This is a genomic window from Mycobacterium sp. IDUB_24, from assembly GCF_055419385.1.
Window position 1 is genome coordinate 168694 of record NZ_JBVAXO010000007.1, and the last position, 23691, is coordinate 192384.

General features: G+C 66.8%; 27 protein-coding genes and 4 tRNA genes. 20 read left to right on the forward strand and 11 right to left on the reverse strand.

The window, feature by feature from the left end; translation table 11 throughout:
• Positions 1 to 114 precede the first annotated feature (114 nt).
• Complete coding sequence (locus tag ACZYZF_RS23445; RefSeq protein WP_463836938.1) at positions 115 to 480, forward strand: group I truncated hemoglobin; 366 nt, start codon at positions 115 to 117, stop codon at positions 478 to 480.
• A gap of 56 nt (positions 481 to 536) precedes the next feature.
• On the opposite strand, the gene ACZYZF_RS23450 is transcribed toward ACZYZF_RS23445, so the two are convergent.
• Positions 537 to 612, reverse strand: a tRNA-Lys gene (locus ACZYZF_RS23450).
• 135 nt (positions 613 to 747) lie between these two features.
• Between ACZYZF_RS23450 and ACZYZF_RS23455 the strand changes: the two genes are divergently transcribed.
• From ACZYZF_RS23455 to ACZYZF_RS23465, 3 genes are all read left to right on the forward strand, one after another.
• Positions 748 to 820 (forward strand) — tRNA-Glu (locus tag ACZYZF_RS23455).
• Between the two features lie 35 nt (positions 821 to 855).
• Positions 856 to 932: transfer RNA gene (locus ACZYZF_RS23460), tRNA-Asp, on the forward strand.
• Positions 933 to 973: 41 nt separating this feature from the next.
• A tRNA-Phe gene (locus tag ACZYZF_RS23465) sits at positions 974 to 1047 on the forward strand.
• Between the two features lie 86 nt (positions 1048 to 1133).
• On the opposite strand, the gene ACZYZF_RS23470 is transcribed toward ACZYZF_RS23465, so the two are convergent.
• Both ACZYZF_RS23470 and ACZYZF_RS23475 read right to left on the reverse strand, forming a co-directional pair.
• Positions 1134 to 1646 carry a glycine-rich domain-containing protein gene (locus ACZYZF_RS23470; protein ID WP_463836939.1) on the reverse strand — a complete coding sequence of 171 codons (513 nt, stop codon included), beginning with the start codon at positions 1644 to 1646 and terminating at the stop codon, positions 1134 to 1136.
• Positions 1646 to 1933 (reverse strand): hypothetical protein, encoded by a 288-nt coding sequence (locus tag ACZYZF_RS23475; protein ID WP_463836940.1) that lies wholly within the window; start codon positions 1931 to 1933, stop codon positions 1646 to 1648. Before ACZYZF_RS23475 ends, ACZYZF_RS23470 begins: the two co-directional genes overlap by 1 nt.
• A gap of 171 nt (positions 1934 to 2104) precedes the next feature.
• On the opposite strand from ACZYZF_RS23475, the gene ACZYZF_RS23480 reads away from it, so the two are divergent.
• The gene (locus ACZYZF_RS23480; protein ID WP_463836941.1) at positions 2105 to 2662 is read left to right on the forward strand and encodes a hypothetical protein; all 558 of its coding nucleotides are present in this window, start codon (positions 2105 to 2107) and stop codon (positions 2660 to 2662) included.
• Entirely contained in the window at positions 2659 to 2973 is a 315-nt protein-coding gene (locus tag ACZYZF_RS23485; RefSeq protein ID WP_463836942.1) for a hypothetical protein, read from the forward strand. The genes ACZYZF_RS23480 and ACZYZF_RS23485 overlap by 4 nt, the downstream gene beginning before the upstream one ends.
• 147 nt (positions 2974 to 3120) lie before the next feature.
• Here the strand turns inward: ACZYZF_RS23485 and ACZYZF_RS23490 are convergent, their stop codons facing one another.
• The 4 genes from ACZYZF_RS23490 to ACZYZF_RS23505 all read right to left on the reverse strand — a co-directional run bounded on the left by ACZYZF_RS23490 (position 3121) and on the right by ACZYZF_RS23505 (position 5938).
• Positions 3121 to 3879, reverse strand: a complete 759-nt coding sequence (locus ACZYZF_RS23490) for a L,D-transpeptidase (RefSeq protein WP_463747236.1) — start codon at positions 3877 to 3879, stop codon at positions 3121 to 3123.
• Between the two features lie 81 nt (positions 3880 to 3960).
• A complete protein-coding gene (locus ACZYZF_RS23495; RefSeq protein ID WP_463836943.1) occupies positions 3961 to 4161 on the reverse strand; it encodes a hypothetical protein in 201 nt (66 codons plus the stop codon).
• The gene (locus ACZYZF_RS23500; protein ID WP_463836944.1) at positions 4158 to 5024 is read right to left on the reverse strand and encodes an MbnB/TglH/ChrH family RiPP precursor modification enzyme; all 867 of its coding nucleotides are present in this window, start codon (positions 5022 to 5024) and stop codon (positions 4158 to 4160) included. Before ACZYZF_RS23500 ends, ACZYZF_RS23495 begins: the two co-directional genes overlap by 4 nt.
• The gene (locus ACZYZF_RS23505) at positions 5021 to 5938 is read right to left on the reverse strand and encodes a TIGR04222 domain-containing membrane protein (RefSeq protein ID WP_463836945.1); all 918 of its coding nucleotides are present in this window, start codon (positions 5936 to 5938) and stop codon (positions 5021 to 5023) included. The genes ACZYZF_RS23500 and ACZYZF_RS23505 overlap by 4 nt, the downstream gene beginning before the upstream one ends.
• A gap of 429 nt (positions 5939 to 6367) precedes the next feature.
• On the opposite strand from ACZYZF_RS23505, the gene ACZYZF_RS23510 reads away from it, so the two are divergent.
• The 3 genes from ACZYZF_RS23510 to ACZYZF_RS23520 are packed head-to-tail and all read left to right on the forward strand — an operon-like array spanning position 6368 to position 7784.
• Positions 6368 to 6895, forward strand: a complete 528-nt coding sequence (locus ACZYZF_RS23510; RefSeq protein WP_463837122.1) for a YdcF family protein — start codon at positions 6368 to 6370, stop codon at positions 6893 to 6895.
• 22 nt (positions 6896 to 6917) lie between these two features.
• Positions 6918 to 7160, forward strand: a complete 243-nt coding sequence (locus ACZYZF_RS23515; RefSeq protein WP_463836946.1) for a hypothetical protein — start codon at positions 6918 to 6920, stop codon at positions 7158 to 7160.
• Positions 7161 to 7184: 24 nt separating this feature from the next.
• On the forward strand, positions 7185 to 7784 hold the full coding sequence (locus ACZYZF_RS23520; RefSeq protein ID WP_463836947.1) for a TetR/AcrR family transcriptional regulator: 600 nt from the start codon (positions 7185 to 7187) through the stop codon (positions 7782 to 7784).
• On the opposite strand, the gene ACZYZF_RS23525 is transcribed toward ACZYZF_RS23520, so the two are convergent.
• Complete coding sequence (locus ACZYZF_RS23525; RefSeq protein ID WP_463747079.1) at positions 7777 to 8253, reverse strand: DUF2834 domain-containing protein; 477 nt, start codon at positions 8251 to 8253, stop codon at positions 7777 to 7779. The two genes, ACZYZF_RS23520 and ACZYZF_RS23525, sit on opposite strands and share 8 nt — an antisense overlap.
• A gap of 90 nt (positions 8254 to 8343) precedes the next feature.
• On the opposite strand from ACZYZF_RS23525, the gene ACZYZF_RS23530 reads away from it, so the two are divergent.
• Together ACZYZF_RS23530 and ACZYZF_RS23535 are read left to right on the forward strand one after the other, a co-directional pair.
• Positions 8344 to 8949, forward strand: coding sequence for a TetR/AcrR family transcriptional regulator (locus ACZYZF_RS23530; protein ID WP_463747080.1), 606 nt, complete (start codon positions 8344 to 8346; stop codon positions 8947 to 8949).
• A 49-nt stretch (positions 8950 to 8998) separates the two neighbouring features.
• The gene (locus tag ACZYZF_RS23535) at positions 8999 to 10555 is read left to right on the forward strand and encodes a phytoene desaturase family protein (RefSeq protein WP_463836948.1); all 1557 of its coding nucleotides are present in this window, start codon (positions 8999 to 9001) and stop codon (positions 10553 to 10555) included.
• Here ACZYZF_RS23535 and ACZYZF_RS23540 read toward each other — a convergent pair.
• The gene (locus ACZYZF_RS23540; protein WP_463836949.1) at positions 10552 to 10899 is read right to left on the reverse strand and encodes a UBP-type zinc finger domain-containing protein; all 348 of its coding nucleotides are present in this window, start codon (positions 10897 to 10899) and stop codon (positions 10552 to 10554) included. The genes ACZYZF_RS23535 and ACZYZF_RS23540 overlap by 4 nt on opposite strands.
• A gap of 33 nt (positions 10900 to 10932) precedes the next feature.
• Here ACZYZF_RS23540 and ACZYZF_RS23545 point away from each other — a divergent pair, with 33 nt between their 5' ends.
• The gene (locus ACZYZF_RS23545) at positions 10933 to 11373 is read left to right on the forward strand and encodes an SRPBCC family protein (RefSeq protein ID WP_054601262.1); all 441 of its coding nucleotides are present in this window, start codon (positions 10933 to 10935) and stop codon (positions 11371 to 11373) included.
• Between the two features lie 5 nt (positions 11374 to 11378).
• Here the strand turns inward: ACZYZF_RS23545 and ACZYZF_RS23550 are convergent, their stop codons facing one another.
• Positions 11379 to 13046 carry an alpha-keto acid decarboxylase family protein gene (locus ACZYZF_RS23550; protein ID WP_463836950.1) on the reverse strand — a complete coding sequence of 556 codons (1668 nt, stop codon included), beginning with the start codon at positions 13044 to 13046 and terminating at the stop codon, positions 11379 to 11381.
• 17 nt (positions 13047 to 13063) lie between these two features.
• Here ACZYZF_RS23550 and ACZYZF_RS23555 point away from each other — a divergent pair, with 17 nt between their 5' ends.
• The 5 genes from ACZYZF_RS23555 (at position 13064) to ACZYZF_RS23575 (ending at position 17501) form a co-directional block, all read left to right on the forward strand.
• A complete protein-coding gene (locus ACZYZF_RS23555; RefSeq protein WP_463836951.1) occupies positions 13064 to 14146 on the forward strand; it encodes a CaiB/BaiF CoA transferase family protein in 1083 nt (360 codons plus the stop codon).
• Between the two features lie 59 nt (positions 14147 to 14205).
• Entirely contained in the window at positions 14206 to 15117 is a 912-nt protein-coding gene (locus ACZYZF_RS23560) for a universal stress protein (RefSeq protein ID WP_463747085.1), read from the forward strand.
• Positions 15110 to 15985 carry a universal stress protein gene (locus ACZYZF_RS23565; RefSeq protein WP_463836952.1) on the forward strand — a complete coding sequence of 292 codons (876 nt, stop codon included), beginning with the start codon at positions 15110 to 15112 and terminating at the stop codon, positions 15983 to 15985. Before ACZYZF_RS23560 ends, ACZYZF_RS23565 begins: the two co-directional genes overlap by 8 nt.
• A 64-nt stretch (positions 15986 to 16049) precedes the next feature.
• A complete protein-coding gene (locus tag ACZYZF_RS23570) occupies positions 16050 to 16493 on the forward strand; it encodes an SRPBCC family protein (RefSeq protein ID WP_463747087.1) in 444 nt (147 codons plus the stop codon).
• Positions 16494 to 16583: 90 nt separating this feature from the next.
• Positions 16584 to 17501: an LLM class F420-dependent oxidoreductase gene (locus ACZYZF_RS23575; RefSeq protein WP_463747088.1), complete on the forward strand. Its 918-nt coding sequence runs from the start codon at positions 16584 to 16586 to the stop codon at positions 17499 to 17501.
• 33 nt (positions 17502 to 17534) lie between these two features.
• On the opposite strand, the gene ACZYZF_RS23580 is transcribed toward ACZYZF_RS23575, so the two are convergent.
• Positions 17535 to 18704 carry a pyridoxal phosphate-dependent aminotransferase gene (locus tag ACZYZF_RS23580; protein WP_463837124.1) on the reverse strand — a complete coding sequence of 390 codons (1170 nt, stop codon included), beginning with the start codon at positions 18702 to 18704 and terminating at the stop codon, positions 17535 to 17537.
• A gap of 101 nt (positions 18705 to 18805) precedes the next feature.
• On the opposite strand from ACZYZF_RS23580, the gene ACZYZF_RS23585 reads away from it, so the two are divergent.
• From ACZYZF_RS23585 to ACZYZF_RS23595, 3 genes are all read left to right on the forward strand, one after another.
• On the forward strand, positions 18806 to 19954 hold the full coding sequence (locus ACZYZF_RS23585) for an alkene reductase (protein ID WP_463836953.1): 1149 nt from the start codon (positions 18806 to 18808) through the stop codon (positions 19952 to 19954).
• Between the two features lie 341 nt (positions 19955 to 20295).
• A complete protein-coding gene (locus ACZYZF_RS23590) occupies positions 20296 to 21507 on the forward strand; it encodes an acetyl-CoA C-acetyltransferase (RefSeq protein ID WP_463836954.1) in 1212 nt (403 codons plus the stop codon).
• Between the two features lie 12 nt (positions 21508 to 21519).
• Complete coding sequence (locus ACZYZF_RS23595; RefSeq protein ID WP_463836955.1) at positions 21520 to 23667, forward strand: 3-hydroxyacyl-CoA dehydrogenase NAD-binding domain-containing protein; 2148 nt, start codon at positions 21520 to 21522, stop codon at positions 23665 to 23667.
• Positions 23668 to 23691 lie beyond the last annotated feature (24 nt).

Genomic DNA, 23691 nt, shown 5'->3' on the forward strand with positions numbered 1-23691 from the left:
GTCCGACCCCGCGTACAACGATAAACGGGTGTGGCCCGTGATGCGTCGGCGGCCGTAGCAGATCGGCTACGCGCTCGAAACTGGGTGGCAACGACGTAGGGCGAGGCTGGCGCCATGACGACCATCTATGACCAGATCGGCGGCGCCGAGGCACTGGAGACCGTCGTGGAGGACTTCTATCGGCGGGTACTGGCGGACGAAGAGCTGGCCGCCTTCTTCACCGGAACCAACATGGCCAGGCTCAAGGGCAAGCAGGTCGAGTTCTTCGCCGCGGCATTGGGCGGCCCAGTGTCGTACAGCGGTGCACCGATGCGTCAGGTTCATCAGGGCCGCGGCATCGCCATGCATCACTTCAACCTGGTGGCCGGCCATCTCTCCGACAGTCTGGCCGGTGCCGGAGTGCCCGAACCGATCGTCGGACAGATCATCGCCGCGATTGCTCCGCTGGCCGACGAGATTGCGACCGCGCGGAGCGCGTAGACAGCGACCGCACGGAGCGCGTGAACCGCACCGTGACCCGCCTTGCGGCGGGTGTTTGGTGCCCCCAGTAGGGCTCGAACCTACGACCTGCGGATTAAAAGTCCGTAGCTCTACCAACTGAGCTATAGGGGCGCGAGAAGACAGGGTACAAGATGACTGAAATTGGTGTTGCGACCACCGGGTTTGAGGATTCGGGCATCTGTACCCTAAGCTATCGAAGCTCCCAACGAACGAGGTTGACGAGTACCCCGGAGAGATTCGGATTAGGCCCCCATCGTCTAGTGGCCTAGGACGCCGCCCTTTCACGGCGGTAGCACGGGTTCGAATCCCGTTGGGGGTACGCAACGCGGCAACGCGGAGCATGCTTGAAAGTAAGGCCCTGTGGCGCAGTTGGTTAGCGCGCCGCCCTGTCACGGCGGAGGTCGCGGGTTCGAGTCCCGTCAGGGTCGCCATCACGGCGAGGTACTTCGGTCTAGTAGGCCGACGGCCTTCCGGCCAGGTAGCTCAGTTGGTACGAGCGTCCGCCTGAAAAGCGGAAGGTCGCCGGTTCGATCCCGGCCCTGGCCACTGAGAGAACCCACTGGCAACGGTGGGTTTTTCTGTATCTGGAGATATTGCCGCGAGGCCCCCGATGACCAGTCCCGGCGCCGCCCTCACCGCCGTGAGGATCGCGGGCGGCCGGTGAGCGCCGCGTCGATGGCCGCGACCCGGTCCGCAGCGATGCCCCATGGCTCATCGAGTCCGAGACGAGAGTCCAGATCCCACAGGACGCACCGTTCACCCGGCTCAGCGACCATGGACCAAGCGATGACGGTGCGGCGCAACTGTTCATCCATGCACTCGCCGACCGCTGCGACGGCAGGCGGCGCACCGCCCTCGGGATGGTGGTGCAGGAACTGTCCGTAGGCGGCGTCACAGAACGCCGCATAGCGGACGGTGCACAGGATCAGGCCGTGCCAGGCTTCATCGACTGCACGCGAGGGCATCCCGATGGTCTGACCGTCGCGCAGCGCCACCGCGCAGCATTGAAGCCACTGTCGGAGGCCGGTTTCGACGAGTTCACCCTGCCAGGGGCAGGTCTTGAACACCGCCTCCGGAAACTCCAGTTCGGCGATCACCTGCCCGGCGGCACGGTGTCGGGCGCCGGCCTTGCGCAGCGCGATCATCAGCAGCCACCACCACCACCGCCGCAGCCGCCACCGCCACAACTGCTTCCACCGCCGCAGCCGCTGTGGCCACCACCGCAACCCGAGTGGCCCGGATGGCTTCCGTCGCCGAAACCGGAGTCGGCACCGGTCGCCCAGATGGCAGCTCCGCCGGCGCCGGCAACAGACCCGAACCTCCCGCGGCGGGCAGGCCCAAGCCCACGAAGCCGCCGCCGTTTGACGGTTGCGAAGATCGCGAAGAGCGCCACATCGAACGCGATGACCACCACCGGAATCATCCACCACATGATCTCGTCCTCCCGTCGCGTCTACGTCGTTACGGGACGAAGCGGACCACACGCCGCAGCGCTACCGATCCCAACTCCGGTGTCGTACCCGCCGCGAGTAGCCCTACTGGTTGCGCTCGGGGCCGACGTCCTTGTGATCGGTAGCAGCGGTTGCGGGAAACTATGTCTGACATGAGCACTGCGACCGTTCAGGAGCTCCGGGCGCGTATCCGCCGTTGGTCACGGATACAGAACCTGGCCGCTGGGATGGCACTCGTCGGTATCGCGCTCCCGTTCGCCACGTTGGGGATCGCCCTACTGGTGCAGCAGGTTACCGGCGACGACAGCGTCTTCCCTGTTCTCGTCTGGACGATCTGGGTAGGCCTCGCGCTCCTTGTCGTCGGTGCATTCCTGGAGACCGAAGCCCAGGACCGTGTCCGCGAGGCGAGGTTCGCCGCCGGCTACAAGTCCGCCGGCACGGTCGACTTCCGGAACCAGGAACCGTCGTCGGAGATCGGCGGATTCGATACGTTCACGCTCGTGATCAGCGCCGAGGTGCCCGGACAGGAGAAGATTCACCGGCGGCTCTACAGCCAGAACTACCCGGCAGACGCTGACGTGCATGTCGGGCAGGTCGTGGTCTTTCGCCACACCAACCACGATCCCGACGACCTGGACGACATCCAGTTTGTGCGGTTCGCAGGCATCGGCGGGAATCCCGATGCTGTCACCGTGGGAGGCGAGTCATGAACAGCCTTGTCCGGTTTCTGGACGGGAGCTGGTCCTGGAATTCGTCGATGACGGGGATCGTGTTCGACTTGCTGGAAGACCGCCTGCCCGACGGTGACCGCAAGGCCGAGATCGTCGAGTTGCGTGACAACAACATACTGATGCTCGACCTACGTGATCGGTCGCAAGCGCCGCTCGTCGCGATCATCGCCAACGAGCTGAACGATTATCTTGAGGGTCGATTCGACGCCGACGCCCGGAAGGACTTTGAACCGGTGTATTCCGAGTTGCTCCGGTTGGCGGCGGCGCAGCATCGCCGCAATCATGCCTAGGGGGAGGGTCAGCCTCACCACAGGACGTGTCACGCGGGACGGTGACCCCGTGGACATCACGCCGAAGAAGCGCCACGGGTTGTGGCAGCCGACCTCCGATCGGCTGCTGACAACAATCGTCGGAACCGTCGCGGTGCTTCTCGAGACCTAGAGCTGCCAGTCGTTGGAACCGTCGTGGCGGGTGTAGGTGCCGGTCGAGTTCTGAACGACGATGGGATCGCCGGCATTGAAGTTGTCGAAGAACCACTTCGCGTTGGCGGGGCTGATGTTGATGCAGCCGTGGCTGACGTTGCGCTTGCCCTGATCGGCCACCGACCACGGTGCGCTGTGCACGAAGTCGCCGCTGTCGTCGAACCGGACGGCCAGATCGACGGTCAGCTTGTATCCGTTCGGCGAGTTGACCGGAACACCATAGGTCGACGAATCCATGACCACCGAGGGCATCTTCTCCTGAACGTAGAAGGTGCCGTTCGGAGTCTGGTGGCCGCCAGATGCCATACCCATCGACATCGGGATGGTTTTCTCCACGGTCCCGTTGCGGGTGACGGTCAGTTGGTGGGTGGCGTCGTTGGCTGTGGCCACCAGCGTGTCCCCGGTGTTGAAGTTGGACACCGTGCCGGCGGCGTCGACGGTGACCGCGGTGTGCGCGGGCCAGAAGCTCAGCGGACGCCAGCGCAGCTGCGTGGGGGTCATCCAGTAGAACTTGCCGGGCACCTCGGGGACTGACGAGATGTGGATGGCGTTCTCGGTGGCACCGGCATCGTCCACGGGGCCCGGGAAGTTGATGATGATCGGCTGAGCCACACCGACGGTCGCGCCGTCGGCCGGCACGAGCCTCGGCGGCTCGAACGGCGCCGGATCCGCCTGCGCGGCACCAGCACCCAACACCAACGCACAGCCCACCATCGAAGCCGCTCCGGCTGCTTTCAAAGCGCCGAAAAGTCTTCTCCTCGTCCAATCACTCATCGCACTATCGTGTCATGCTGGTCAGACCTGTCCGGGAGTCCAGCGGCGCACCGGCCACCACCAGCGCCGACGAGCGGCAGCACCCGAGTGTGCGTCGCGTTTGTGACGACACACCTCGCCTGCCGCGGCGACTGCCGCCGGATCGAAACCGGGTGGCACCGGGCCATCGGCAACCAACGCCCGAACCAGGGCTTCCTGCCGTTGAGCCAACGTGTCGTTCATGCCCACGCCTTTCGCGCTCGTGAGGTGATCGGCGTGGCCCCTGCGGCCACAGCGATCGCGTCCAGTTCATCGAACAGTTCGGCCGCCGGCGGGTACCGCCCGTCGCGCTCGAGCATGAACGGGGTGTCCGCCCGCTCACGCAGTGCGGTCACGAGGTCCAGCACTTCCGGAGGCGTCCGATCGGTGTGGGTGTCGTGATAGAAATCGTCACCCTGCCGACCACCTGCGACGTGGCTGTAGGCGACCCGCTCGATGGGCAGCCGGGCGAGCTCGCGCTGCGGGTCGAGGCCCCGATTCCGCGCATTGGCATAGACATTCGCCACGTCGAGCACCAGTAGCACGTCGGTCCGCTCGACCAACTCGGTGAGGAACTCCGATTCGCTCAGATCCGACTCCGGCCATTCCACGAACGAGGCGATGTTCTCCACCGCCAGCGGTACCGGCAGCTGCGCCGCCGTCGTGGTGATGTTGTGTGCCAACACATCCAGTGCCTCCCGGGTGCGGGGCACCGGCAGAAGGTGTCCAGCCTCGATCCCGCCGGCCCGCACGAAGGCGATGTGCTCGCTGACCAATGGGGATCCCAACGCCTCCGCACAGGCCGCCAATCGTCGGACCCGGGCCGGCTGGACCGGTTCGACACCGCCCAGGGACAGCGCGACCCCGTGCGGGATCACCGGGACGCCGGCGGCCGCGAGCCCGATGAGCATGGGATCCGGCCGGGCTCGGCGTCGCCGGATCGGCACCGCCTCGGCGATCACCTCACAGAACCCGGGCGTGAGATCGGCTATCAAACCGGCGATTTCGCGGCGCCACCCCAGGCCCACGTCGCCCAGCGCGGGCACGGTGCGGGTCGCGACGGTCATCCGCCGCACCCGCCGCAGCCTCCGCACCCGCCGCAGCCGCTACCGCATCCTCCGCCACCGCCGTCGCCGCCGCAGGAGGCGCCGCAGCCGCCACCGTCGCTGCCACCGGAGGAATCCCCGGCCAGCTGTACCGAACTGGAGTAGTCGGAGTCCAGCGCCCACAGCGCTGCGGTGCCGAACAGCGCCACCGAGAGCGCCACGGCTGCCGGCCCATACGTTTCGAACGCCGGGCGCTCGGCCGGATTGAGGTAGGCCAGGCGGCCCTGCTCGGCGGCCAGCCGTTGCCGGCCGGCTCGCGTCAGCCGGCCCACCGTGAGCAGCCGGGGGAGCACCACCGCGCTGTAGAAGACCGTCGCGAGGATCAGCACCATCAACGGCACCACGTAGCTCGGCTGGTCGTCGGCATGAGTCGCCAGGTATACGCAGTAGCCGATTCCGATCGCCACGACGAGAAGCGACGGTGCCGCACCCCACCGCATCCGGGTCCGCTCGGAGTGGCTGCGGAGCAGACCACGCTCACTCAGCTGTTCTTCCAGCGCGGCGAGATCGGCCTCGGACTCGGTGAACAGGCCCGACACGGTGTGTCCCGGGTCGGCGGCGGCCCGCGCCAGCGTCTGTTCGGTGAACCGGTCGACCTCCGGGCCGGCCGGCACCGCCGGGTCGACATGTCCGTCTGCAGTGATCCGTCCTTCGGCGCGCAGCCCGGCCAGGGCCGCGACCACCGGGGCGATCTCCGACCTCAGCAGTGCGAGCTCGGTCGGGCTGACCGGTTCCTCGCTTACCGGGCGCCTCGGAGCGGTGATGATCCGCCAGAGAACCGCGAAGGCCGCAGCTGCGACCAGAGCGGCCAGATACCACTTCGCCTCGGCGGGCATGGCCGACGCAGACCAATCAATCACTTCCTCGATCGACATCACAGTCACCTCCTGGTGTTCGGTTCAGACCACCGTGCCGGGGCTGTGCCCGTTACCGGTCACAACTTTCAGTCGGGTCCTGCAGTGGAGCGGCCCGGCTGAACCAGCCAGCGTGCACGGCGGGAGACAGGAGTTGGTGAGGAGTTGTTGGCCGTTGAATGAGGAAAATTCGTGCCGTCAACGGACGGATCGGAGGCGCGAAAACCATTGTCGAGTCGTGGGTTTGCGCCTGACGGCACGGCCATGCCGGTCCCGGGGCGGTGTTCGTGACGCTCGCCCGGTTGGCCGGAAATCACAGTAGGCACACTGCGCCTCACAGACCATATCTGTAACATCGCCCTCACGGGCACCGATAATCACGCGTGTCGCAAATTTTTCGGGGGTGAACCTGTGCGCCGAGGATTGGCGGCAATTGTCCTGGCGGCGACAGTGGTGTTTGGCGGGCTCAGCCCGTCCATCGCCCAGGCCGTCCCGCCGGTGGCCGGCAAGGACTTCACCAAGCCGGCGATCGTCATCCTCGGCTACGGACTGAAGCCGGACGGGTCGATGCGCGCCATCCTGTATCACCGTGTGCTCACCGGGCTTGCGATCGCGCAGTCGTTCCCGCAGTCGCCCGTCATCGTCACCGGCGGCAACCCGCAGAACGGTCACACCGAGGCGGCACAGATGCGCAACCTGCTTCTCATGCTCGGTTTCCCGGCCAACCGGATCATCGTCGAGGACAAAGCCGGCAGCACCGTGCAGAACGCACAGTTCTCGGTGCCGCTGGCCAAGAAGGCCGGGGCCACCGGAATCATCGTGGTGACCTCTTCGACGCATCAGGGGCGCGCAGACCAGAACTTCGCCGACGCAGGCGGGAATGTGCTGGCCACGGTCAGCTTCCCGGACGGCAACCCGTCGGTGAACATCGCGCAGTTCGTGCGAGATGTCCTGAGCCCGGTGACGCCGATCGGCTGACCAGCGGGGTTACGCTGCCAAAATGGGCAGGATCGTGTTGGGTGTGGCCGCGCTGGCGGTAGTGCTCGCGCCGTCAGCCACCGCCGAACCTGCTGCCCTTGATCCGACCGGTAACCGTTCCGGTGGACCGGTGCCGACCGTCAATGGTGTGCCGTGTGTGGGCGGCAATCTCGGCGTCTGTCTGAGCTTCCGGCAGAACCGGCCACCGGCCGCCAGCCCGGGTGCTCGGTCCAGCGTCGGGCATAGCCCCACCGTGCGTCGCTGACCGGCATTACCATGGCAGCCCGAGATGAACAGTCCCACGACATCGGTTGAGGCCGACAAGAGCGCGTTCCGGTCGCGGCTGCTCGATGCCATGATTCAGTCGGTCATCGAGGACGGCTATCAGAACACCACGGTCGCCGACATCGTGCGCCGGGCCAAGACGTCGCGCCGTACCTTCTACGAGCACTTCGCCAGCCGTGAGGAATGTTTCGTTGCGCTGCTGACGACGGTGAACACCAAGCACGTGCGGGAAATCGCGCGGGTGGTCGACACGCAGGCGCCGTGGCAGGCTCAGGTTCGTCAGGCGGTCGAAGCGTGGATCGGCTCGTATCAGGCCCACCCCGAGTTGATGCTGGCCTGGATTCGCGATTTGCCGACCATGGGGGCGGCCGCGCGGGCGCTGCAACGCGAGTCGATGGAGAACTTCGTCGCGATGGTGCAGGTGATGACGAGCTCCGAAGCGTTCCGTGCGGCCGGCGTGTCGATCTCACGGCGCCGCACCATCATGATGATCGGTGGGTTGCGTGAGCTCACCGCGATGACCGTCGAGAGCGGCGGCGAGGTGGGGGAGATCATCGAGGACGCGGTGCTGGCCTGCACCGCGATGTTGACCCCGCTCAGCTGACGGCGACCTCGGCCTGCTGGTGACGGCGCTGCCGTTCGATGGTGGCGAAGTAGAAGGCGAAGGCGAACGCGAAGCTGGTGAACAGGCTCGCGACGAAGAACAGCCAGGGGTGGCGGATACCGCGTCGTAGTCCGTCGATGATCGTAAACAGCGGCAGCAGAACGACATTGGCGATTGTGTAGTCCGCACTGGCGGAGCCGGCGGCGGGATTGGTGTACCCGAGTGCGATGAACTCGGCCCAACTTCCCGGCCCCCAGATCGGGTTGCCGCCCGGTTGGGCGTACTGCGCGACGAACCGCATGTTGAAGTACCAGCAGATCGGGATCGATGCGAGGCCGACGACGTAGAAAGCCAGCTCGATCCGGGACAGCGCCGGCCCTGGCGGACGGGCGAAGATACCGGGATTGAGACGGATCACGAGCGCGACGACGGCCACGCCCAGGACTGCATGAACGATGAGCGACACCATGGCGTGAGCACACTCGCGTTCCCAAGTTTTGTCAATATTGACATTTCTCGGCGACCAGGGATCGCGGCGTGATGCGGTAACTTCACTCCCATGGCCAGGTCCGCGCAGACCGCGCGCAGTGGGCGCACGCGCGAGGCGCTGCGTCAGGCCGCGTTGGTGCGATTCCTGGCCCAAGGGGTCGAGGACACCTCGGCCGAACAGATCGCCGCCGACGCCGGGGTCTCCCTGCGCACGTTCTACCGGCATTTCACGTCCAAACACGACCTGTTGTTCGCGGACTACGACGCCGGCCTGCACTGGTTTCGCGCCGCGCTGGCCGAGCGTCCGGCGACCGAATCGATCCTCGATTCGGTGCAATCCGCGGTCCTGGCCTTCCCGTATGACGTCGACGCGGTGACCAAGATCGCCGGGATGCGCGCGGCGGAGCTCGACCCGGACCGGATCGTGCGGCACATCCGGCAGGTCGAATCCGACTTCGCCGACGCGGTCGCCGAGGTGCTGGTGGCGCGCCGCGGTGCGGTACCGCACGGCGACGACGGACTGCGGGTCGTGGTCACGGCCAGATGCGTTGCGGCCGCGGTGTTCGGTGCCATGGAGTTGTGGATGGTCGGCGACAAGGCGGGAGAGCGTTCATTGCCCGAACTGGCGCGGATGTGCCGGACCGCCTTGGAGGCGCTGCGCACCGGGCTTGATTGATGTTTTGTCAATATTGACAAAACATCGCGCTCGGTGTCAGCCTCAAGCGATGGCGGACTACGACGCGATCGTGATCGGCGCCGGGCACAACGGGCTGGCTGCGGCGGCCCTGTTGGCGCGGGCCGGAAAGCGCACCCTGTGCCTGGAGGCCAAGCGATACGCCGGTGGGATGGCCTCGACCGTGGAGTTGTTCGACGGCTACCGGTTCGAGATCGCCGGCTCTCTGCAGTTCCCCACCTCGGCCGTGGTCAGCGCAGAGCTCGGTCTGGACACCTTGCCGACGGTGGACCTGGAGGTCATGTCGGTTTCGCTACGCGGAATCGGTGACCCGCCGGTCGTTTACTACGCCGACCCGATGAAGATGCTCGGCCACCTGGGTGAGGTTCACGGCGCCGACGCGGTGGCCGGCATGGCGGGCCTGATGGCCTGGAGCCTGGCCCCCACCCGAGCGCTCGGCCGGTTCGATGCGGGCCGTCCGCCCCGCACGCTCGACGAGATGTATGCCTGCGCAGCAACAGAATCCGAGCGGTCAGCCATCGACGACCTGCTGTTCGGGTCGGTCAGCGATGTCCTGGACCGTTACCTGCCGGACAAGGACAAGCACGGTGCGTTGCGCGGCATGCTGGCGTTCCTGGCGGTCAACACCACCTACCGCGGGCCCGAGACGCCGGGCAGCGCCGCCGCCCTGGCCTATGGCCTGGCGGTGCCCGACGAGAACGCCGTGCTGATGAAGAAACTGGCGGGCGGTATCGGTGCCCTGACCGAACATCTGCACGCCCTGCTGACCGACGCCGGAGGTGAACTGCGGTTGCGCAGCAGCGTCGACCGGATATCGGTCGACGACGGCCGGATCACCGGAGTGCGACTGGCCGACGGCACCACGATCACCGCACCCGTGGTGGTATCGGCGATCGCCCCGGACACCACGGTCACCAAGCTGATCGATCCCGAGGCGCTCCCGGCCGAGGTGCGTGAGCGGTTCACCCGAATCGACCATCGCGGCAGCTATCTGCAGATGCATTTCGCTCTCGACGGAGCCCCCACCTTCGACGCGCCGTACGAATTGCTCAATGACCCTGAAATGCAGGCTGCCATCGGCATTTTCAGTACTCCCGAAGAACTGCAGCAGCAGTGGCAGGATGCCCGCCGCGGGATCGTTCCTGCCGATCCCGCGATCGCCTTCCAGATCCCGTCGGCCCACGATCCGACGCTGGCCCCGGCGGGTAAGCATGCCGCCTCGGCGTTCGCGCTGTGGTTTCCGGTCGAAGAGTCGGCATCTGGTTACGGTGAGCTCAAAGACGAGATGGGCCGGCGGGTCATCGAGAAGATCACCCGACTGGCACCGGATTTCGAACGGCGGATCCTCCGGCACACCACCTTCACGCCGCGTCACATGGGAACGATGTTCGGCGCGCCGGGCGGCGACTACTGCCACGGTCTGATCCATCCCGAGCAGATGGGGCCCAATCGCCCCGGACCCAATGGGTATGTCGGTCAACCGATTCCCATCGACGGTCTGTTTCTGGCCAGCGCGGGATGCCACGGTGGCCCGGGAATCACCTTCATCCCCGGCTACAACGCCGCCAAGGCGGTGCTGGGCGTCTAACGGTTGTTCAGCTGCTCGGCCCAGTCCTCGGGCACGCGGCCCTGCGGTCCGGGCACCGGCTGATCTTCCGGGCGATGCTGCGGCGGCGCGAGCTCGGGCCCGTCGTAGTACTGGTTGGTCTCGAAGTCCCAGAACCAGTCCTCGCCCGGTTCGAACGAGCGGATGATGGAATGCCCGCTTGCACGCCAGTGCGCCGAGGCGTGACGGGCCAGCGAATCGTCACAGCAACCGATATGCCCGCACGCCGCGCAGCGCCGCAGATGCACCCACCACCCTCCGTCGGCGGTGCACTCTGCACATCCGGGTCCGCTGGGCAGGGCGGTCGGATCGACGGGATTACTCATATCGGTGAGCGTAGCCCCGGGTAATCTCGCCGCATGGCAACCAGCGATTCCCGTGAAGTAGTGATCGAGGCGACCCCGCAGGAGATCCTCGACGTCGTCGCCGATGTCGAGGCGACGCCGACCTGGTCGCCGCAGTACCAGCGCGCGGAGATCCTCGAGTCCTACGACGACGGACGGCCCAAGCAGGTGAAGATGACGGTCAAGGCTGCCGGGCTGACCGATGAGCAGGTGATCGAATACACCTGGAGCGAGAACAAGGTCAGCTGGACGCTGGTGAGCGCCGGCCAGCTCAAAGCCCAGGACGCCAGCTACACCCTGACCCCCGATGGTGACAAGACCAAGGTCCGGTTCGACATCACCATCGATCTGTCGGTGCCGCTGCCGGGCTTCATCCTGAAGCGGACCATGAAGGGCGGCGTCGAGACCGCCACCGAAGGCCTGCGCAAGCAGGTGCTCAAGGTCAAAAAGGGGTAGTCCCGTCAGCTCGCGTTGGCGTCCGAGGCGGACTGCGCCAACTCGGTCAACAGCGGCGGGATGTCCATCCGGCCCAGCATCACCTCGAGGAACACCATGCGCTCCGGCGTGTTTGCCGCGGCAGTGAGCGCATCGTCGAGTTCGCCGTAGGTGCTGGCGCGGAAGGTGAGCGCATCGGCGACGCCCAGCGCCGCGGGCAGTTCGGTCCAGCGCCATCCGGTGATGTCGTTGTATTCGGCTGTGACACCGTGGATTGCGCGTTCGACGGTGTAGCCGTCGTTGTTGACCACCACCACGACAGGGGCCAGGCCCTCCCGGCCGAACACCCCGAGCTCCTGGATGGTCAGCTGCGCGGCGCCGTCGCCGATCAGCAGAACCGTCCGGCGGTCCCGGTCGGCGAGTCCGGCACCGACTGCGGCGGGCAGTGTGTAGCCGATCGAACCCCACAGCGGTTGGCCGATGAACGTCACTCCCGAGGCCAATCGGTGTCCGGCCATTCCGTAGAACGACGTACCCTGATCGGCGAGTACGACATTACCGGGTGTGAGTGCCTCAGAAAGCCTGTCCCACAGGGCTTCCTGGGTCACCGCGGCATCGCGCCCGGGCGGCTCGGTGTGCGTCCGCGTGGGGAGTGGGGGCAGTGCCGGTGAGGTGATGCCGCGTTCGGTGAGGATCGCGGTGACGGCGTCGAGTGCGGCCGACATGTCCAGCGGGGCATAGACCTGTCCGGCCACCACGCTCTGGTTGACCCCGATGTCGATGGTGCGGGTCGGGTCGATGCGCTGGCTGAAGAATCCGCTGACCATGTCGGTGAACAGCACGCCCGCGGTCACCAGTACCGGGGCGTCCTCGATGGCCTCGCGCACCGAAACCTCGCTGGCCGCACCGGCATAGATCCCCAGATAGTTGGGTGAGCTCTCGTCGACCAAGCTTTTGCCCCACATCAACGTGGCGTGCCCGACCGTGTCGGCCGCGAGCAGCGCACTGAGCTCGTCGACGCAGTCCATCCGGTGTACCAGGAAATCGGCGAGTACGGTCAGCCGGTGCTCGCCGATCAACTCGGCGGCCGCTGCGGTGAACATCGACAGTGCGCGTGGACTGGTGCCGCCGGTGTAGCGGGGCAGCGATGCGGCAGGAGGCTCGGTGGGGAACCGGGCGACATCCGTCGCGAGTAACAGGTAGCCGGGCCGCTTCTGCTCGCGTACCTCGGAGAGCACCCGGTCGATCTCGCGAGTCGCCGTCGCGGGCACCAGATTCGCTTGAGCACAGGTGATCTCGCGGCTGATCCGCAGGAAGTGCTCGAAGTCCCCGTCGCCCAGGGTGTGGTGCACGATCCGCCGGGCCGCCTGGGAATCCTTGGACGGCGCGCCGACGATGTGCACCACCGGTACGTGTTCGGCGTAACTGCCGGCAATCGCATTCGCCGCCGACAACTCACCGACCCCGAATGTGGTGACCAGGGCGGCCATGCCGCGCAGCCGGCCGTAGCCATCGGCGGCATAGCCGGCGTTGAGCTCGTTGGCGCCGCCCACCCAGCGGAGCGTCGGGTGGGCGAGGATGTGGTCGAGGAACTCCAGCTGATAATCGCCGGGGACGCCGAAAACCTCGGTCACCCCCAGTTCGGCAAGCCGGTCCAGCAGGTAGTCGCCGACGGTGTAGCCGTTTTCGCCCATGCCTTAGTGTGCCTCGCATGACCAACACCGGACCGCTCGCTGGAGTGCGAGTTATCGAACTCGGGGGCATCGGCCCCGGACCACATGCCGCGATGATGCTCTCGGACCTGGGTGCCGACGTGGTGCGGGTGCGCCGTCCCGGTGGGTTGACCATGCCCGCCGAGAACGTCGATCTGATGCACCGCGGCAAGCGCATCGTCGACCTTGATGTGAAGAACGAACCGGGCAAGCTGCTGGACTTGGTCACCAAAGCCGATGTGCTGCTGGACTGTTTCCGTCCCGGCACCTGCGAACGTCTCGGCATCGGGCCGGCCGAGTGTGAGGCCGTCAACCCGCGGCTGATCTTCGCCCGGATCACCGGCTGGGGCCAGGACGGGCCGCTGGCCACCACCGCGGGCCACGACATCAACTACTTGTCCCAGACCGGTGCCCTGAGCGCGATCGGCTACCGCGACCGCCCACCGGTGGCCCCGCTCAATTTGGTCGCCGATTTCGGCGGCGGCTCGATGCTGGTGCTGATCGGCATCGTCACCGCGCTGTACGAACGGGAACGCTCCGGCAAGGGGCAGGTGATCGATGCCGCGATGGTCGACGGAGTCAGCATGCTGGCGCAGATGATGTGGACGATGCGGGCCACCGGATCGTTGCGCGACGAACGCGAGTCGTTCCTGCTCGATGGCGGAGCTCCGTACTACCGGACCTACGAGACCTCCGACGGCGGCTACATGGCAGTCGGTTCGATCGAGCCGCAGTTCTTCGCAAAGCTGGTGGCCGGGCTCGGCCTGGACGCCGCCGAGATCCCCGGCCAGTTCGAACTCGCCCGGTACGACGAGATGCGGGCCATCTTCACCGAGCGGTTCGCGACCAAGACCCGCGACGAGTGGACCGAGATCTTCGCGGGTACCGATGCGTGCGTGACGCCGGTGCTCACGTGGGGTGAGGCTGCCGAAGGCGAGCATCTGCTGGCCCGGTCGACCCTGGTCACCGTGGACGGTGTCGCCCAGGCGGCCCCCGCCCCGCGGTTCTCGCGGACGCCGCCCGGAACGCCCGGCCGCCCGCCGCAGTCGAGCACCGACATCGCCGACATCGGCTGGACCTGACCGGCACCTAGGGCCTTTGTGCCCTGGCCAACGCGTCGTGAAGCAGACACGATGAGGGTGTGACTTCCTCGGACGCAGCATCGGATGCACCAGTAGTAGTCGGAATCAACGGCAGCGACGGCGCGCTCAATGCGGCGCGCTGGGCCGGCGCGGTCGCCGCGCGGCTCGGCGCACCGCTGCGCATCGTGCACGCCTTGCCGTCCATCGGCCGCAATCTGACCCAGACGGCGGCCGCCCTGACCGCGGCGATGATGTCGTACCAGCGCGACATGGCCGAGGCGTTCCTCAAGGCCGCGGATGAGGCCGTCCGAGCCGATCATCCCGAGCTCTCGGTGTCCACGGTCTCGTTCAACGAACCCGCCGACCAGGTGTTGATCGAGGCCAGCCGGGAGGCCCGCCTCGTCGTCCTCGGCGGTAAGACGGTGACCCCGGCGGCGGCCCTGCTGATCGGGTCGACGGCGCTTGCCGTGGCGACGCGGGCCGCCTGCCCGGTGGTCGCCTTCCGCGGGGACCACATCTCCCCGGGGGACGGCCCGGTCGTCGTCGGGGTCGACGACAGCCCCGCGGCGCAGGTCGCGCTGGCGACGGCATTCGAGTTCGCCGATCGGTTCGGGCTGGAGGTCAATGCAGTGCGCTCGTTGTCCTTGGCCGCTCCGGCAGAGACCGGTGTCACCATCCCGTTGCTGATCGACTGGGATGGCGTGGAGTCCGCCGAACTGGCGGCCCTGACCGAGACCGTCGACGCCCACGACAAACGCCATCCCGCCGTCACCGCCAAGTGCTTCATCGAGCCGGACTCGCCCGGCAAGGCGTTGTTGAAGCACGTCAACGACTCCGGGCTTGTGGTGGTCGGGTCGCGCGGGCGCAATGCGCTGGCTGGTGTGCTGCTGGGCTCGACGAGTCTCAACCTGCTGCACCACAGCCCGGTGCCGGTGATGATCTGTCGGGCACAAGGAGATTCGCATGAGTGAGCACGACGCTCGGCGCGGCATCGTCGTCGGGGTTGACGGGTCGCCGGCATCGGACAGTGCAGTGGCGTGGGCTGCGCGGGATGCGGCCTTGAGGAGCGTGGAGCTCACCTTGGTGCATGCACTGCCGGGCGCGATGTCGCCAGTCTGGTTGGATGTGGCTCTGCCCCAGGATTATTGGGACTATCAGGGCCAGCTGGGTCAGGAAGTACTCGATGCGGCCCAACAGGTCGCAAGGGGGGCTGCCGGGGCGCACCCGCTAAATATCGTCACCAAAGCTGTTCCGGGGCATGCGGTTGCGACGCTGATCGAGTACTCGCGACGTGCCGATCTGGTGGTCGTGGGTTCCCGCGGCCTGAGCAAGTGGGGTCGCCGGTTGCTCGGATCGGTGAGCTCGAGCCTGGCGCACCACGCCCACGGTCCGGTGGCGGTGATTCCCCAGGACGAACGCCCGACAACGGCGCCCGTGGTGGTCGGGGTCGACGGGTCACCCGCATCTGATCTTGCCACCGCCATCGCGTTCGACGAGGCGTCGCGGCGCGGTGTGGAGCTCGTGGTCCTTCATACCTGGACGGACCTGAACTTCGAGTTCCCTGCCGTCAAGTGGGACGATCTGAGCGCCGAGGCCGAGCGTGCACTGGCTGAACAGCTCGCCGGGTGGGGCGAGCGGTATCCCGATGTCGCGGTCCGGCGGGTGGTCATGCCCGACGAGCCGGCCCGACAACTGCTGGCCCAGGCCGAAACCGCGCAGCTCGTGGTGGTCGGTAACCGGGGTCGCGGTGGATTCGCCGGGATGCTGCTCGGCTCAGTCAGTTCCGCCGTGGTGCATTCATCCACGGCGCCGGTGATCGTTGCGCGGCAACCCAACTGATTGTCGGCGGTTCTCAAAGCCGAGAACCGCAGCATTGGGCGGCGCACTTCGCTAGATTTGGGGCGTGGCCGTACAGGCATCACGCGAGGCGGTCTTCGACGCCTCGCCGGAGGCGATCATGGAGGTGCTCGCCGACGTCGACGCGCTGCCGTCCTGGTCTGCGGTGCACCGGCGCGTCAAGGTGATCGACCGCTATCCCGACGGCAGGCCTCACCACGTCAAGGCCACGATGCGGTTGATGGGCATCACGGACAAAGAGCTGCTCGAGTTCCACTGGGGCGACAACTGGATGGTCTGGGATGCCGAAGCGAACCTCCAGCAGCGCGGTCAGCACGTGGAGTACAACCTGACGCCCGAGGTGGACCGGACGCGGGTGCGGTTCGACGTCATCGTCGACCTCGCAATACCGGTCCCGGAGTTCCTCATCAAGCGCGCAAAGACACTCGTTCTCGATGTGGCCATCGAGCGGCTGCGTCAGCGCGTCATGAAGACCTCACGCCACCGGTGAGCGTCGCCTGTCGAGTTCGTAACTCTCCAGCGTTGTGCGCACCGTGATCAGAACGGAATAGCCTCGACTGCTCTGCCGGTTGGTGGGGGTATGCCGACCGGAGTCATCCTCGCCCTGAACCCGTCCGCCCCCAATGTCGTCGACGCCGCCATCTCGCAAGCCCGCACTGCGTATGCGGCCGGCGTCCGCCAGATTTGGGTGGCCCAGCAATTCGACATCGACGCCATCACGCTGGCCGCGTTGATCGGGTCCGCGGTGCCCGGTCTCGGCGTCGGCACCTCGGTGGTGCCGCTCAATCCCCGGCATCCGCTCGTGGTGGCGTCGGCGGCGCAGACTGCGCAGGCCGGCACGCACGGCAACTTCACACTGGGTCTCGGCCTCGGGTCGCACGCCCCAGAGCAACAGGCCTTCGGCACGGTGTGGCCGGATCCGGTGGGCCGGTTACGGGAGCACCTCCAGGTGCTCCGAGCGATCCTCCACGACGGTGCGGTCGACTTCCACGGCACTGAGTTCACCGCGAGCCCGGAGTGGCCGGTGCACGTCCCGGGCGGCGCCCCGGTCCCGGTGTACGTGGCCGCCATGGGGCCGAAAGCCCTTCGGGTGACCGGTGAATTCGCTGACGGGACATTGCCGTACCTGGCGGGGCCGCGCACGGTGGGGGAGTTCATCGTGCCGACGATCACCGCGGCGGCCACCGCGGCGGGCCGGCCGCAGCCGAAGGTGGTCGCCATGGTGCCGGCACTGGTCGACGACGATGCGGACGCGGCCCGTGCCGCGGCTGCCGACAAGCTGGCGTTCTACGAGACCATCCCCTCATACCAGAAAGTGATTGCCCGCGAACGGCTTTCGAATGTCGCTGAGCTGGCGGCGATCGGGACAGCGGCGCAGGTCCGCACGCAGTTGCAGCGTTATCTCGACGCCGGCGCCACGGATGTGGCGCTCAGTCCCATCCGGACCGAGCCGGAGGATCTGGCCGCGCTGTGGGCGGTGGCCGCCACACTGCCCTAGCCGTCGGTGGGAATCCGGTTGCGTGGCGCGCGGTCAGCGCCTTCGCAACACGCCCAGCCGGCGGATCGCCTCCTCCATGGTGTCGTCACGCTTACAGAAAGCGAAGCGCACCAAGTGATTCCACAGATCGGCGTGCGGTGCCTCGGGGTCGCAGAAAGCTGACATCGGGATCGCCGCCACCCCGGCCTTGTGTGGCAACTCGGCACAGAACTGCGTGGAGTCCGAATAGCCCAGTGGCCGTGGGTCGGCGCACAGGAAGTAGGTTCCGCGGCTGTCGTGTACCTCGAACCCGATGTCGCCCAACGCTTTGCCCAACCGGTCCCGTTTGGCCTGGAATGCCTCCCGCAGGTCGGCCACCCAGCCGTCCTCGTGATTGAGCGCGTGGGCCACCGCCGGCTGGAAGGGGCTACCACCCACATAGCTGAGGTACTGCTTGGCGGCACGTACCCCGGCGATGAGTTCGGCAGGGCCACAGGCCCAGCCGATCTTCCACCCGGTGACGTTGAACATCTTGGCCGCGCTGGAAATGGTCACGGTGCGCTCGGCCATGCCGGGATAGCCGGCCAGCGGCAGGTGCGCGACACCGAACACCAGTTGCTCGTACACCTCGTCGGTGATCACCAGCAGGTCGTGCTCGATGGCCAGCGCCGCGACGGCGCGCAACTCGGCGTCGGAGGCCACCGCGCCCGTGGGATTGTGCGGGGAGTTGAGGATCAGCGCGCGTGTCTTGGGCGTGACGGCCCGGCGTAAACCGTCGGTGTCGATCCTGAATCCGGCACCGTCGGCGACCAGCGGTACGGCGGTGCGCACGCACCCGGCCATGGCGATCACGGGGGAGTAGGAGTCGTAGAACGGCTCGATCACCAGTATCTCTGAGCCCGGCTCGACCAGGCCGAGGACCGATGCGGCGATGGCCTCGGTGGCGCCGACGGTCACCAGCACCTCGGTGTCGGGGTTGTACTCGATGCCGTAGTGGCGTTTGCGTTGCGCGGCGATCGCGTGGCGTAACTCGGGGATACCCAGGCCGGGCGGGTACTGGTTGTGGCCTTCCGCGATCGCGTTCTGCGCCACTTTCAGCATCTCCGCCGGGCCATCCTCGTCCGGGAACCCCTGACCCAGGTTGACCGCGCCCAGCCGGGCGGCCAGCGCAGACATCTCCGCGAAGACGGTGACGGCATAGGGCTGCAGTCTGCGGACGGTCATGTTGGTCGAGCGTAGGTGCAGTTCGACGATCGAGCGTGCCTGCAGGGCGTGAAATACGTCGAATCCGTGATCTGAGCGCACGCTCGGCAAGCCTTGCGGGAATGAACCGGCGGGATTCGTCCGTTACCTGCACCGTGACTGCCGCTACGTTCCGACTCGCCTCCGACGCCGCTTTGCTTCAGCCGATCCAGGTCGGTGACACCGATGCCGCCAACCGTCTGTTCATGGCGCCGCTGACGCGTTCGCGTGCCGACGCCGACGGCACCCCGTCGCCGCTGGCTGCGAAGTACTACACGCAACGTGCCGGTGCGGGCGTGATCATCAGCGAGGCCACCGCGGTTGCCGAGACCGCCAACGGCGCCTACATGAACACCCCCGGCATCTACACCGACCGCCATCAGCACGGCTGGGCCGAGATCGCGGACTCGGTGCACGCCGCCGGCGGCAAGATGTTCGTCCAGTTGTGGCACGTCGGCCGGATGGCGCACCCCGACATCAGCGGATTCGAACCCGTCGCACCCTCGGCGATCACCGCCCAGGTGGTCACCCACACACCCACCGGCAAGAAGCCGCTGCAGATCCCGCGGGCACTGGATATCGCCGAGATCCCGGCGATCGTCGAGCAGTTCCGGGCTGCTGCACGCCGGGCGATCGACGCCGGCATGGACGGTGTCGAGATCCATGGCGCCAACGGCTACCTGCTGCACCAGTTCGCCTCGGATGTGGTCAACCAGCGCACCGATGCCTACGGCGGTTCGGCGGAGAACCGGGCCCGGGTGACCGCCGAGGTGGTCGAGGCAGTGGTCGAAGAGATCGGCGCCGGCCGGGTGGGGCTGCGGATCTCTCCCGGAAACACCGCCGGAGATATGCGGGAAGACGACACGGTCAGCACCTATGAGGCGCTGCTGGAGCGGATCGCTCCGCTGGGACTGGCCTACCTGCACGTGCTCATCGACCCGGCAACCCGGACCTTCGGCGTCATCCGCGCTTTGTGGTCGGGGACGTTCGTCCTCAATACCGGCCGTGGCACCGGCACCGACTTCTCTGCGCTCGAGGGTTATGCGGAGTGGGGCGCGATCAGCGCGGCCGCGGTGGGGCGGGCCTTCCTGGCGAACCCGGATCTGATCGACCGGCTGATCCTGGGTGCCGAACTCAACGAGCCCGACGTGTCGACCTTCTATGCGTCCGGGCCGATCGGTTACACCGATTACCCGTCGCTGATCGAGATCGAGGCGCCCCGCTCGGCGTGACCTTCGCCGCCTTCGCCGCCTTCACGTCGTTTTCTACCTGAGGGTCGCTGAATTTCGTGGGGGCAGCCCAGGCGTCGAAAACGGTGACGCGTAAGGGTGAGGCGTTGCCTGGTGATACGCCGGTTTCCACGTATCGGTCGCTGCGATACGCGTGGCACAGCCCAGCGGTAGAAATCCGCGACAGGGTTGGGCCGCCACCTGTCCGAAGATGATGCTGAGCACAGGCCCAACCAACGGGTTGGGCGAGGCTGCTACGCTGCCGTTCAGAGGACTGCCCACATTCGCTGGGCGGTTCCACAACCCAACCTGAACCTGGACGCCGATACGGCAGGGGAGCAGACATGTCCGAAGAAGCCTTCATCTACGAGGCGATCCGTACGCCCCGTGGCAAGCAGCGCGGCGGCGCACTCAACGAGATCAAGCCGGTCAACCTGGTTGTCGGCCTGATCCAAGAGATCCGCAGCCGTTACCCCGATCTGGACGAGAACCTGATCAGCGACGTCATTCTGGGCGTCGTCTCCCCGGTCGGAGACCAGGGCGGCGACATCGCCCGCACCGCCGGCCTGGTGGCCAAGCTGCCCGAGACCACCGGTGGATTCCAGCTCAACCGCTTCTGCGCCTCGGGCTTGGAAGCCGTCAACCTGGCCGCCCAGAAGGTGCGGTCCGGTTGGGACGACCTGGTGCTGGCCGGTGGCGTCGAGTCGATGAGCCGCGTCCCGATGGGCTCCGACGGTGGTGCCTGGGCCTCTGACCCGGAGACCAACTACCGCATCGGCTTCGTGCCGCAGGGCATCGGCGCCGACCTGATCGCCACCATCGAGGGCTTCTCCCGTGACGACGTCGACGCCTACGCGGCTCGCTCGCAGGAGAAGGCCGCTGCGGCCTGGTCCGGCGGCTACTTCGCCAAGTCCGTCATCCCGGTCAAGGACCAGAACGGCCTCGTCGTCCTGGACCACGACGAGCACATGCGTCCCGGCACCACCGCGGCTGATCTGGGCAAGCTCAAGTCGGCCTTCGAGGGCCTGGGCGCCATGGGCGGCTTCGACGACGTGGCGCTGCAGAAGTACCACTACGTCGAGAAGATCAACCACGTCCACACCGGTGGCAACAGCTCGGGCATCGTCGACGGCGCCGGCCTGCTGCTGATCGGTAGCGAGTCCGCCGGGGCATCGCAGAACCTGACCCCGCGCGCCCGCATCGTGGCCACCGCCACCAGCGGTGCCGACCCGGTCATCATGCTCACCGGCCCGACTCCGGCCACCAAGAAGGTGCTGGACCGTGCCGGTCTGACTGTCGATGACATCGACCTGTTCGAGCTCAACGAGGCCTTCGCCTCCGTCGTCCTGAAGTTCCAGAAGGACCTCAACATCCCGGACGAGAAGCTCAACGTCAACGGTGGGGCCATCGCGATGGGCCACCCGCTGGGCGCCACCGGCGCCATGATCACCGGAACCATGGTCGACGAGCTCGAGCGTCGTGGCGCTCGACGTGCCCTGATCACGCTGTGTATCGGCGGCGGCATGGGCGTGGCCACCATCATCGAGCGCGTCTAGGAGATATGACCAATGGCTGAGAACACGATTCAGTGGGACAAGGATGCCGACGGCATCGTCACCCTGACGTTGGACGACCCGACCGGTTCGGCCAATGTGATGAACGAGCACTACAAGGAATCCATGCACAATGCTGTGGAACGCCTTGTGGCCGAGCAGGATTCGATCACCGGTGTGGTCATCACCAGCGCGAAGAAGACCTTCTTCGCCGGTGGCGACCTCAAGGGCATGATGAACATCGGGCCCGACGATGCCGCAGAGGCGTTCGAGATGGTCGAGACCATCAAGGCTGACCTGCGCAAGCTGGAGACCCTGCCCAAGCCCGTCGTCGCCGCGATCAACGGCGCCGCCCTCGGCGGTGGCCTGGAGATCGCACTGACCTGTAACCACCGCATCGCCGCGGACGTCAAGGGCAGCCAGATCGGCCTGCCCGAGGTCACCCTGGGCCTGCTGCCCGGCGGTGGCGGCGTCGCCCGCACCGTGCGCATGTTCGGTATCCAGAAGGCCTTCATGGAGGTCCTCTCACAGGGCACCCGTTTCAGCCCGTCCAAGGCCAAGGACACCGGCCTGGTGGACGAGCTGGTCGGCTCCGTCGACGAGGTGGTCCCCGCCGCCAAGGCTTGGATCAAGGCCAATCCCGAGGCCCACACCCAGCCGTGGGACGTCAAGGGCTACAAGATGCCCGGCGGTACCCCGTCGAGCCCGGCGCTCGCCGCCGTCCTGCCGTCGTTCCCGGCGCTGCTGCGCAAGCAGCTCAAGGGCGCCCCGATGCCCGCCCCGCGGGCCATCCTGGACGCCGCGGTCGAGGGTGCGCAGGTCGACTTCGACACCGCGAGCCGCATCGAGAGCCGTTACTTCGTCTCGCTGGTCACCGGCCAGACCGCCAAGAACATGATTCAGGCGTTCTTCCTGGACCTGCAGGCCATCAACGGCGGCGCATCGCGTCCCGAGGGCATCGCCAAGCAGGAGATCAAGAAGATCGGTGTGCTGGGTGCGGGCATGATGGGCGCCGGTATCGCCTACGTGTCGGCCAAGGCCGGCTACGACGTCGTGCTCAAGGACGTCACGCAGGAAGCTGCTGACAAGGGCAAGGCGTACTCGGAGGCCATCGAGGCCAAGGCACTCAAGCGAGGCAAGACCACCGAAGAAAAGTCCGCGGCCCTGCTCGCCAAGATCACCCCGACGGCCGATCCGCAGGATCTCAAGGGCGTCGACTTCGTGATCGAGGCTGTGTTCGAGAACCAGGAACTCAAGCACAAGGTGTTCCAGGAGATCGAGGACATCGTCGAGCCCAACGCGCTGCTCGGCTCGAACACCTCCACGCTGCCGATCACCGGTCTGGCGACCGGCGTGAAGCGCCAGGAGGACTTCATCGGCATCCACTTCTTCTCGCCGGTCGACAAGATGCCGCTGGTGGAGATCATCAAGGGCGAGAAGACCTCTGACGAGGCGCTGGCCCGGGTGTTCGATTACACGCTCGCCATCCGCAAGACCCCGATCGTCGTCAACGACAGCCGCGGCTTCTTCACCAGCCGCGTCATCGGCACCTTCGTCAACGAGGCGCTGGCCATGCTCGGCGAGGGTGTCGAGCCCGCGTCCATCGAGCAGGCGGGTTCGCAGGCCGGTTACCCGGCGGCGCCGCTGCAGCTGTCGGATGAGCTGAACCTCGAGCTCATGCACAAGATCGCGGTTGCCACCAAGGAAGGCATCGAAGCCGCCGGCGGCACCTACGAGAAGCAGATGAACGAGGTCGTCGTCGAGAAGATGATCGAGCTCGGTCGCTCGTCGCGCCTGAAGGGTGCCGGCTTCTACGAGTACGTCGACGGCAAGCGCGTCGGCCTGTGGCCGGGACTGAAGGAGACCTTCAACTCGGGTTCGGTCGAGCTGCCGCTGCAGGACATGATCGACCGCATGCTGTTCGCCGAGGCACTGGAGACCCAGAAGTGCATCGACGAGGGCGTGCTCACCTCGACCGCTGACGCGAACATCGGCTCGATCATGGGTATCGGCTTCCCGCCGTACACCGGTGGTTCGGCGCAGTTCATCGTCGGCTACGAGGGTGCCGGTGGTGTTGGCAAGGCGGCATTCGTCGCCCGTGCCAAGGAGCTGGCCGCCAAGTACGGCGACCGCTTCCTGCCCCCGGCCTCGCTGGAGAGCTAGCCGCTCAGCGCGAACAGACACAAA

What these genes read in the sequence shown, in the direction of transcription:
- ACZYZF_RS23530 (WP_463747080.1), top strand. Translation starts at nt 8,344, where the DNA reads ATGGCCAGGTCCGCGCAGACCGCGCGCAGTGGGCGCACGCGCGAGGCG.
- ACZYZF_RS23505 (WP_463836945.1), bottom strand. Translation starts at nt 5,938, where the DNA reads ATGTCGATCGAGGAAGTGATTGATTGGTCTGCGTCGGCCATGCCCGCC.
- ACZYZF_RS23470 (WP_463836939.1), bottom strand. Translation starts at nt 1,646, where the DNA reads ATGATCGCGCTGCGCAAGGCCGGCGCCCGACACCGTGCCGCCGGGCAG.
- ACZYZF_RS23500 (WP_463836944.1), bottom strand. Translation starts at nt 5,024, where the DNA reads ATGACCGTCGCGACCCGCACCGTGCCCGCGCTGGGCGACGTGGGCCTG.
- ACZYZF_RS23485 (WP_463836942.1), top strand. Translation starts at nt 2,659, where the DNA reads ATGAACAGCCTTGTCCGGTTTCTGGACGGGAGCTGGTCCTGGAATTCG.
- ACZYZF_RS23565 (WP_463836952.1), top strand. Translation starts at nt 15,110, where the DNA reads ATGAGTGAGCACGACGCTCGGCGCGGCATCGTCGTCGGGGTTGACGGG.
- ACZYZF_RS23490 (WP_463747236.1), bottom strand. Translation starts at nt 3,879, where the DNA reads ATGGTGGGCTGTGCGTTGGTGTTGGGTGCTGGTGCCGCGCAGGCGGAT.
- ACZYZF_RS23495 (WP_463836943.1), bottom strand. Translation starts at nt 4,161, where the DNA reads ATGAACGACACGTTGGCTCAACGGCAGGAAGCCCTGGTTCGGGCGTTG.
- ACZYZF_RS23590 (WP_463836954.1), top strand. Translation starts at nt 20,296, where the DNA reads ATGTCCGAAGAAGCCTTCATCTACGAGGCGATCCGTACGCCCCGTGGC.
- ACZYZF_RS23480 (WP_463836941.1), top strand. Translation starts at nt 2,105, where the DNA reads ATGAGCACTGCGACCGTTCAGGAGCTCCGGGCGCGTATCCGCCGTTGG.
- ACZYZF_RS23540 (WP_463836949.1), bottom strand. Translation starts at nt 10,899, where the DNA reads ATGAGTAATCCCGTCGATCCGACCGCCCTGCCCAGCGGACCCGGATGT.
- ACZYZF_RS23580 (WP_463837124.1), bottom strand. Translation starts at nt 18,704, where the DNA reads ATGACCGTCCGCAGACTGCAGCCCTATGCCGTCACCGTCTTCGCGGAG.
- ACZYZF_RS23520 (WP_463836947.1), top strand. Translation starts at nt 7,185, where the DNA reads ATGAACAGTCCCACGACATCGGTTGAGGCCGACAAGAGCGCGTTCCGG.
- ACZYZF_RS23545 (WP_054601262.1), top strand. Translation starts at nt 10,933, where the DNA reads ATGGCAACCAGCGATTCCCGTGAAGTAGTGATCGAGGCGACCCCGCAG.
- ACZYZF_RS23535 (WP_463836948.1), top strand. Translation starts at nt 8,999, where the DNA reads ATGGCGGACTACGACGCGATCGTGATCGGCGCCGGGCACAACGGGCTG.
- ACZYZF_RS23585 (WP_463836953.1), top strand. Translation starts at nt 18,806, where the DNA reads ATGAACCGGCGGGATTCGTCCGTTACCTGCACCGTGACTGCCGCTACG.
- ACZYZF_RS23525 (WP_463747079.1), bottom strand. Translation starts at nt 8,253, where the DNA reads ATGGTGTCGCTCATCGTTCATGCAGTCCTGGGCGTGGCCGTCGTCGCG.
- ACZYZF_RS23595 (WP_463836955.1), top strand. Translation starts at nt 21,520, where the DNA reads ATGGCTGAGAACACGATTCAGTGGGACAAGGATGCCGACGGCATCGTC.
- ACZYZF_RS23575 (WP_463747088.1), top strand. Translation starts at nt 16,584, where the DNA reads ATGCCGACCGGAGTCATCCTCGCCCTGAACCCGTCCGCCCCCAATGTC.
- ACZYZF_RS23515 (WP_463836946.1), top strand. Translation starts at nt 6,918, where the DNA reads ATGGGCAGGATCGTGTTGGGTGTGGCCGCGCTGGCGGTAGTGCTCGCG.
- ACZYZF_RS23555 (WP_463836951.1), top strand. Translation starts at nt 13,064, where the DNA reads ATGACCAACACCGGACCGCTCGCTGGAGTGCGAGTTATCGAACTCGGG.
- ACZYZF_RS23475 (WP_463836940.1), bottom strand. Translation starts at nt 1,933, where the DNA reads ATGTGGTGGATGATTCCGGTGGTGGTCATCGCGTTCGATGTGGCGCTC.
- ACZYZF_RS23445 (WP_463836938.1), top strand. Translation starts at nt 115, where the DNA reads ATGACGACCATCTATGACCAGATCGGCGGCGCCGAGGCACTGGAGACC.
- ACZYZF_RS23550 (WP_463836950.1), bottom strand. Translation starts at nt 13,046, where the DNA reads ATGGGCGAAAACGGCTACACCGTCGGCGACTACCTGCTGGACCGGCTT.